The sequence below is a fragment of the Flavobacterium sp. RSP46 genome, assembly GCF_003984825.1.
Lineage (GTDB): Bacteria > Bacteroidota > Bacteroidia > Flavobacteriales > Flavobacteriaceae > Flavobacterium.
Genome location: NZ_RYDM01000001.1, coordinates 944,070 through 950,913 on the forward strand (window position 1 = coordinate 944,070; position 6,844 = coordinate 950,913).

Consider the following 6,844-nt stretch of genomic DNA (forward strand, 5'->3'; position numbering starts at 1 on the left):
TTGGAAGCTATATCTTTATATCTTAACAATATAGTTACCTATGAGAAAATTCTATTTATTCTTTTTTCTATTCATTACTACTGTGGGTTTTTCACAACAGGATGCTTGGGTGTATTTTAATGCGAAGCCCAATTCTCAATTCTATGTTGATTCACCACTGAAAATGCTTTCTCAAAGAGCATTGGACAGAAGATCCAATCAAAATATTGCCTTAGATTTTAAAGATATTCCGGTAGAAGCTTCCTATGTTAATCAAGTAAAATCTACATCGGGAATTACTGTTATGGCAAAATCTAAATGGATGAATGCCATTCATGTTAGAGGAGAACAGGTAGCGATACAGTCATTAGCCCTATTTTCTTTTGTAGATAAAGTTGATTTTGCAGACAAATCGTTAAATCAAAAAGGTAAAACCGCAAAATCAATTAAGGTAAAAAAAGAGAACAAGACTAGTAAAACCAAAATTGATTACGCTTACGGATCTTCTTCAACTCAAATACGGATGCTCAATGGGCACCTGTTGCACCAGCAGAATTATACTGGATCAGGAAAAATAATTGCCGTTATGGATGCCGGATTTCCGGGTGTAAATACCATACTTCCTTTTGAAAGATTAAGAAATAACAGTCAGATTTTAGGAGGTTATAATTTTGTATTACGAAATCCAAATTTTTATACCGGTTCTTTTCATGGAACTTCTGTACTTTCTACAATGGGCGGTTATAAAGAAAATGCTCTTGTAGGAACGGCACCGGATGCCTCTTATTATTTATTTATTACGGAAGACGATACTTTTGAAAATCCTGTGGAAGAATCACTTTGGGTTGAAGCAACAGAAAAAGCAGATAGTTTAGGGGTCGATATTATTAATACCTCTTTGGGTTATTTTGATTTTGATAATCAGGCCTACAATCATACGTATGCCGAAATGAATGGCACAACTGCATTTATGTCTCGAGGAGCTGAAATTGCATTTAGCCGAGGAATGGTTTTAGTGACATCGGCCGGTAATTCAGGAAGTTCCTCAAATCCTCATATTGCTGTTCCGGCAGATGCTGTTTCAGTAATTGCAGTTGGTGCAGTAAATTCCTCTGAAGTAAAAACTTCTTTCAGTTCAATTGGTCCTTCTTTTGACGGAAGAATAAAACCGGATGTAATGGCACAAGGACAAGCAGCAGTAGTTTCTAATGTGTTAGGAAATATTGTAACGGCAAGCGGAACTTCTTTTTCCAGTCCAATTATGGCAGGAATGGTAGCGTGTTTGTGGCAGGTATTTCCTAAAAAAACGAATAGGGAAATTAGAGAATTAGTACTCAAATCATCCGATAAATTTTCAGTACCAAATAATCAGTACGGATATGGAATCCCCGATTTTAATTTGGCGCTAAGCAATCAATTGTCCATAGCTTCTTTTTCGAAAGATGATTTTATTATTTATCCCAATCCGACAAGCGATTTTGTTTCGGTTTCTTTACCTTCAAAATTTGAAATGGGTACCTTATTTATTTATACTCTTTTAGGCCAAAAAATTTTAGAACAAAAAGTAACTCCTCAATCCGCAACTATTTCCTTAAAAACATTGGAGAAAGGAATGTACTTTTATAAAATGGAATCCGTTGGTTTTTCTAAAACGGGAAAAATAATGAAACAATAATACAGTAGGAGCACATGAACAAAATTACAGCCCTTTTCAAAATAAAATACCCAATCATTCAAGGTGGAATGATTTGGAACAGCGGATATAAATTAGCAAGTGCCGTCAGTAATGCCGGAGGTTTAGGATTAATTGGAGCAGGCTCCATGTATCCTGAAGTTTTGAGAGAACACATTCAGAAATGTAAAAAAGCGACTTCAAAACCTTTTGGAGTAAATGTTCCTATGTTGTATCCAAACATTGAAGAAATCATGAAAATTATTGTTGAAGAAGACGTAAAAATTGTTTTTACATCAGCAGGAAACCCTAAAACGTGGACTTCATATTTAAAAAAAAATGGCATAACGGTAGTGCATGTAGTCAGCAGTTCTGTATTTGCGTTAAAAGCACAAGATGCGGGTGTCGATGCCGTTGTTGCCGAAGGTTTTGAAGCTGGAGGACATAATGGGAGAGAAGAAACTACGACCCTTGCGTTGATCCCTATGGTTAAAGAAAAAATAAAGATTCCGTTGATTGCTGCCGGCGGAATTGCCACAGGCCATGCAATGTTAGCCGTAATGGTTCTTGGTGCAGATGGCGTTCAGGTTGGAAGCAGATTTGCAGCGTCTATCGAATCATCCGCTCATGATAATTTTAAGGAAATCATCGTAAAGGTGAAGGAAGGCGATACACAATTGACTTTAAAAGAACTGGCTCCGGTACGATTGATTAAAAATAAATTCTATCAAGACGTACAGCATTTGTATGAAAGTGGTCCTACAAAAGAGGAAATTGTTTCCTTATTAGGAAGAGCTAGAGCAAAACGAGGGATGTTTGAGGGTGATGTAATTGAAGGAGAATTAGAAATTGGTCAAATAGCAGGTATTATTCACGCGATACGACCAGCGGGAGAAATTGTCCAGGAAATGATATCTGATTTTGAATTGGCAAAAAGGGAAGTGTTGAATTTCAATTTTTAAACAATGACAAAGACAAAAATATACAAGATATTGTTTTTTTTGGTCATAGGGTTGCATACTTCTTATGGACAAAGCTATACGTTTAAAACATCAGGATTTAGTGTTTTAGAAAAAAAAGAAAAAGGGGATAAGTGGTCAGATTTACAGCTGGTCAATCTCCGTGTTACTTTGGATACGGATAAAAACAGGATTGTAGTTTATTCTCAAATCATTCAATTATTTGAAATAATCGAGTATCAACCCATCGAAGAAAATGAGACTGATATTGTGTATTCATTTACCTGTAAAGACAATGAGGGGGTCGATTGTACCGTCTCAATCATAACCAGAAAAAAACAAAATAACAGGAAACAGCTCTATATCAATTATGACAATCGGATAATAGTTTATAATATTTTCAATATGTAAACAGTGAATTATCGTATTAGATTTTGTTGCTTTAAAGTTTTTCGATGTCTTTGATGAAACCATCATATTCTAAATAAAATAATTCTACAGCATTCATCTTTTCGTTGTAAAAATCAAAGATTTCATTCCAATAGTTTTTATTGCTAACTCCCACACCCAGTTTTTCAACCCAAATGCGGCTAATTGTTTTTCCGCTTTCCAGAGTGTAGTCTTTTTCAAAAATCAAATCTTTGATAAATTCCTCTTCAAGAATGTTTTTTAACGCTTCGAATTTTTCAAAATAAGCCATTCTTTTTTCGTCACTTCGATGTTCAATATCTATTAAAACTTGCGCTTTTTTATTGTCTACGTAAAATTTAAAGGAGAAATCTTTAATCTTAGTATCATATAAGACCCATTTTCTGGGATATTTTTCTGCAAATGCAATCCAGAATTCTCGCTTTAATCTTTGGGTCTCTTCTTTACTGTACATTTTAGGGGCTTTTTGATCCTGGAAAATTTGCTCAAGCACATTTTCTAAACTATATTTATATTAAATTTCAGTGTACAAAAATAGACTTTGATTATGGATTTTCAAGAATTTTTACGGTTTGTTCCTAAATTAATTAATGCTGGGCTTCCTGCATTTGACGCACATATCAAAATGGCGCCACTAGAGCGATTGGAAAGCTTGAAAAAGAGTACTATAGAGGCTGAAAATCCAAGAATAGCAGCAGTGATGATGCTTTTTTATCCTAAAAAGGACAGTGTTCATTTCGTTTTAATTGTGAGAAACTCGTATAAAGGAGTTCATTCAGCACAAATTGCATTTCCAGGAGGCAAGTATGAATTACAGGATGGGAATTATGCAATTACAGCCTTACGTGAAACACATGAAGAAGTAGGGATCCATCCAGATAAAATTGAAATTATTAAACCATTTACTCAAATTTATATTCCGCCAAGTAATTTTATGGTGTATCCTTTTTTGGGAATTAGTAAAGAAGAACTTGTATTTGTACTGGAACCTGCTGAAGTAGCCAGTATTATCGAAATACCGTTGTCAACTTTTTTAAGCGATGCAATTGTAATTGAAGCAAAATTGTCAACTTCTTATGCGAATGATATAAATGTACCGGCTTTCAAAATTGAAGAACACATTATTTGGGGAGCTACAGCGATGATGTTGAGCGAATTGAAAGATGTGTTAAAGGAAGTTTTACGCTAAAATAGTTTTGTTTAGGAATTGAAAAGAGCAATTAATTGGCTGTCATGTTCAATTTTTTTCTGTGTACTTCAGTACTCAACTTCAAATATAATTTTCGTAAGTTTGTATTTAGAATTTTTAAAAAAAACACACAATTTTATGGGATTATTTAAGAGAAATCCTTTTGGTCATGTATTATTTATAAAAAAATGGTTAATTCGGATTTTTGGTGTCGTGACTCACAGACGCTATAGAGGATTCAATGAATTGCAAATTGAAGGGTCAGAAATTATCAGAAATTTACCGGACACTAACGTGCTGTTTATTTCCAATCATCAAACTTATTTTGCAGATGTAGTAGCTATGTTTCATGTTTTTAACGCAAGTTTGAGCGGACGAGAAGATACTATTAAGAATGTCTGCTATCTGTGGCAACCCAAAATGAATATTTATTATGTTGCTGCCAAAGAAACCATGCAGGCGGGATTGTTACCAAGAATTATGGCGTATGCCGGAGCAATTTCTGTAGAGCGGACTTGGCGTGCTAAAGGAGTTGATGTCCAGGAGAAAAAAGAAATTAACCCGGATGATACTGAAAACATAAAAACAGCCTTAAATGACGGATGGGTAATTACTTTTCCGCAAGGAACAACAAAATCTTTTAAACCAGTTCGTAAAGGAACGGCCCATATTATCAAACAACACAGGCCTATTGTGGTGCCTATTGTTATAGATGGTTTTCGTCGTTCATTTGATAAAAAAGGGTTTCGGATGAAAAAGAAAGGAATTCTGCAATCGTTCATTATTAAAGAGCCCTTAGGTATTGATTATGACAATGATACAGTTGATGAGATAGTCGAAAAAGTAGAATTTGCTATTGAGCAGCATCCTTCGTTCCTTAAAGTTATTCCTGCTGAAGATATTAAAGAGCAAGAAGAGTTGAATAAATTTAGAAAATGGGAATATTAAAAAAAGAGGCAAAAGCCTCTTTTTTTATAAATCAATTTTCTTTAATTCTGCATAATTTCTATTCAATTTTTTTAGTAAAATTCCATAAATCAATTGATAAAACAGCCATACCATACCTACTAAAATAAGGATAAACAATAGCATAATAATACAAGTAAAAAATATTCTTACTCCATCGTCATTGGTCGTTGCAGACTTAATTTGAATTTCATAGGATAGTAAAAGTACAGCAACAAAAAACACAAGTAACAAATTATATCCTATGTAGTATCGGACTGTTTTCCGGGTATTTAAAATGCATTCCATCAGTTTTTTAGTATTCGAAGTGACTGAAATAGAACGATAATTTTTATAGAATAAGTACATGAAGAATAATGCTACACTGTAACTTAAATAATCTAATACAGTTATGAAAATTTCAATGGATTCAGATTTACTTATTTTATCATCAGGCAGCAAAAAACTTAAAGTGTTTAACACTATAAATTCAATGATGCTAATAATAAATATCCATTTCACAATCGAAGACGATTTTCTATGAATCATTTTGTAAATCTCGGTTTCGGATACTTGCGCAAAAGAATTATCATTCTTCTGCCAGTCTTTTTTTAATAAATCCAGCTCTTTCATATTCCTTACGGATTTAATATTTTTTTTAATTTCCCTTTTATTCTATTCATTTTTACCCGGGCATTTACCTCGCTAATTCCTAATGTTTCTGATATTTCCTGATAATCCTTATCTTCCAGATACATAAATATCAATGCTTTTTCAATATCATTCAGCTGGTAAACCGCTTTGTACATTAATTTTAATTGCTCCTCTTCTTCATAATCATATTCCACGTCATTCAGGAAATGTTGTCGTCTTTCAAATTCTATGGTGTTTATGGATCGTTTTGTTTTTCGGTATAAAGTAATTGCTGTATTTAAAGCAACTCGATACGCCCAAGTAGAAAATTTGCTGTCACCTCTGAATTTTGGAAAAGCCTTCCATAACTGAATCGTAATTTCCTGAAACAAATCCTTGTGTGCATCATCGCCATTAGTATACAACCTACAAATCTTGTGGATTATATTCTGATTTTCTTGCAACTGCATTACAAAAGAATGTTCTAAATTATCACTCATATATACGTTAGTAAGTCAATAGTGGTTTTTGTTACAAAGTAGTGCTTTTTTTTTGAAGCACAACAGTGTTCCTTTTTTGATACTATTCGTTTTGCAGTGCTTTTGCGTCATTTATCTTCTAAAAGTATGGAGAGAATATATTGATAGGTACTCCTTATATATAAGGTATCGTGCAAATAGTTCTTTTTGATGATGTTTACCGAAATGATTTAGCATGATTTCTGTTTGAAAAGAAAGAGTTAAACCGGATTTTTTGTTCGAATGCTAGTTAGGGATGCTATCTTGAATACGCAAAGTGAATTGCTGAGTGCAATAAAGCATGAATTTTTAAAGATTTAATAAACAGGAAAGGCAATTTTACACTAGTTAAGGCTGCAGAACCCCTAAAATTTGTAGATAAAGTCATCCTTTCTTTTGAATCTAGATGTGGAGAAGAAAAAACTTTGATCTTCAAAAAACGTGATATCAGCTAGTTAAAGAAAAAGTTAAGAAAAGGATAAAAAAAAGGGATTAAAAAGCTTGTAAAAGCGAATAAAGG

General features: G+C 33.5%; 8 protein-coding genes. 5 read left to right on the top strand and 3 right to left on the bottom strand.

The genetic code is table 11. The features are described from left to right. Window positions 1-40: 40 nt before the first annotated feature. From EKM01_RS04295 to EKM01_RS04305, 3 genes are read left to right on the top strand one after another with little or no spacing between them, the layout of a single operon-like run. Complete coding sequence (locus EKM01_RS04295) at window positions 41-1,654, top strand: S8 family serine peptidase (RefSeq protein WP_126767016.1); 1,614 nt, start codon at window positions 41-43, stop codon at window positions 1,652-1,654. Between the two features lie 14 nt (window positions 1,655-1,668). Beyond that, window positions 1,669-2,613, top strand: a complete 945-nt coding sequence (locus EKM01_RS04300) for a nitronate monooxygenase family protein (protein ID WP_126767019.1) — start codon at window positions 1,669-1,671, stop codon at window positions 2,611-2,613. 3 nt (window positions 2,614-2,616) lie between these two features. Beyond that, on the top strand, window positions 2,617-3,021 hold the full coding sequence (locus tag EKM01_RS04305) for a hypothetical protein (RefSeq protein WP_126556195.1): 405 nt from the start codon (window positions 2,617-2,619) through the stop codon (window positions 3,019-3,021). 31 nt (window positions 3,022-3,052) lie between these two features. On the opposite strand, the gene EKM01_RS04310 is transcribed toward EKM01_RS04305, so the two are convergent. Next, window positions 3,053-3,493 carry a DUF4268 domain-containing protein gene (locus EKM01_RS04310; protein WP_126456341.1) on the bottom strand — a complete coding sequence of 147 codons (441 nt, stop codon included), beginning with the start codon at window positions 3,491-3,493 and terminating at the stop codon, window positions 3,053-3,055. Between the two features lie 93 nt (window positions 3,494-3,586). Here EKM01_RS04310 and EKM01_RS04315 point away from each other — a divergent pair, with 93 nt between their 5' ends. Together EKM01_RS04315 and EKM01_RS04320 are read left to right on the top strand one after the other, a co-directional pair. Then, window positions 3,587-4,228 carry a CoA pyrophosphatase gene (locus tag EKM01_RS04315; protein WP_126767022.1) on the top strand — a complete coding sequence of 214 codons (642 nt, stop codon included), beginning with the start codon at window positions 3,587-3,589 and terminating at the stop codon, window positions 4,226-4,228. A 138-nt stretch (window positions 4,229-4,366) separates the two neighbouring features. Beyond that, entirely contained in the window at window positions 4,367-5,176 is an 810-nt protein-coding gene (locus tag EKM01_RS04320) for a 1-acyl-sn-glycerol-3-phosphate acyltransferase (RefSeq protein ID WP_126767025.1), read from the top strand. Window positions 5,177-5,200: 24 nt separating this feature from the next. Here the strand turns inward: EKM01_RS04320 and EKM01_RS04325 are convergent, their stop codons facing one another. Both EKM01_RS04325 and EKM01_RS04330 read right to left on the bottom strand, forming a co-directional pair. Next, a complete protein-coding gene (locus EKM01_RS04325; protein WP_126463276.1) occupies window positions 5,201-5,806 on the bottom strand; it encodes a hypothetical protein in 606 nt (201 codons plus the stop codon). Between the two features lie 5 nt (window positions 5,807-5,811). Beyond that, complete coding sequence (locus tag EKM01_RS04330; RefSeq protein WP_126767028.1) at window positions 5,812-6,306, bottom strand: RNA polymerase sigma factor; 495 nt, start codon at window positions 6,304-6,306, stop codon at window positions 5,812-5,814. Between the last annotated feature and the right edge of the window lie 538 nt (window positions 6,307-6,844).